This window comes from Inquilinus sp. KBS0705 (genome assembly GCA_005938025.2).
GTDB lineage: Bacteria > Bacteroidota > Bacteroidia > Sphingobacteriales > Sphingobacteriaceae > Mucilaginibacter.
Genome location: VCCI02000010.1, coordinates 1 through 1,330 on the forward strand (window position 1 = coordinate 1; position 1,330 = coordinate 1,330).

Sequence of the window (1,330 nt, forward strand, 5' to 3'; positions counted from 1 at the left end):
GAAGAGCTACAAACATTAATGCAAATTCTCGCTAAAGAAATATTTAGTCGAAAAATCACATTTAAAAAGGCTGATGAGAATGTCTATCCCGAATGGGATAAAATAAAAATGGGAGAGGTTTTTAAATTTAAAGTAACCAACGCCTATTCGAGAGAAAAATTAAACTATTCGGAAGGAATAATAAAAAATATTCATTACGGCGACATACATACAAAATATCGAACCTTATTTAACGTCGAAAAAGAACATACCCCATATATTAATCTTGACGTAAACACTAATAGTATAAATAAAGAAAGTTATTGCCAAGTCGGAGATTTAATATTGGCAGACGCTTCAGAAGATTTGAAAGATGTAGGTAAGAGTATTGAGATTATAAATCTAAAAGATCAAAAAACATTATCGGGGTTACATACTATATTAGCTCGACCACTAAAAAATGTTTTCGCTATTGGTTTTTGTGGATATTTATTTCGATCTGAAGGAGTAAGGCTACAAATTCAAAAGGAAGCTCACGGATCAAAAGTTTTAAGTATTGCACCTAATAGATTATCTAAATTGACCCTACCCATTCCTACGTTTATCGAACAAACGCTGATCGTCGATTTTCTTTCCTCAATCGATGAAAAGATTGAAATAGAAAAAGTCCTTTTAAAAAAATATCACTTTCAAAAACAATATTTACTTCAAAATCTGTTTATATAAACAGGTTTGCTAACAAGTGTTTTTTCTGATCTAGTATTTTTTTTAAAAGCTGATTTTCCAAATCTATTTTAGCGTCAATTGATGCAAGAAAATCACCAATCTTGATTTGTTCGGAGAGGCTTGGACAATCTATTTCAATATTCCCCAAATCAGTAGAGCTAATAGCTGGATAGCTTGTTCCTGTACATCTTTCAATAACTTTATCAACGAATCTTCGATTATGTAAGTATTGGTAAATGAATCGAGAACTTTGTTTAGTTCTGATTTGTGCATATCCAGTTGATGCAACATATTCTCCTTCTCTATCAAAAAAAAGATTATTTTTTTGATATGGTCTAACCATTTGAAACAGAATATCATTCTTTGCTAAAACCCTTTGAGCCCTACTCGGCGCTTCGCTTTTTAAAATCCTATCTTCTTTTAATAAACGGCCATTTACTACACTTTCTAAGTCAATATAATAGAATGAGTTTGGAACACTTTTGATTTTTGGATTTATATCACAAACTTCTTGTAATTTTTTCGTTTCCCAGGCGGGAAAATCACATCCATTATTATCTTGAAATCTTAATTCTTGTGAAAAAATTCTTTGTGAAATTACGTTTTTTAATACATCTGATTCCCT

At 30.8% G+C, this 1,330-nt stretch carries 2 protein-coding genes; one reads left to right on the forward strand and one right to left on the reverse strand.

The annotated features are described in order from the left end of the window. On the forward strand, positions 1-705 hold a 705-nt coding region (locus FFF34_019645), incomplete at its 5' end, for a restriction endonuclease subunit S (GenBank protein TSD62138.1). Here FFF34_019645 and FFF34_019650 read toward each other — a convergent pair. Continuing rightward, positions 698-1,303, reverse strand: a complete 606-nt coding sequence (locus tag FFF34_019650; protein TSD62139.1) for a restriction endonuclease subunit S — start codon at positions 1,301-1,303, stop codon at positions 698-700. The two genes, FFF34_019645 and FFF34_019650, sit on opposite strands and share 8 nt — an antisense overlap. Positions 1,304-1,330: the final 27 nt, after the last annotated feature.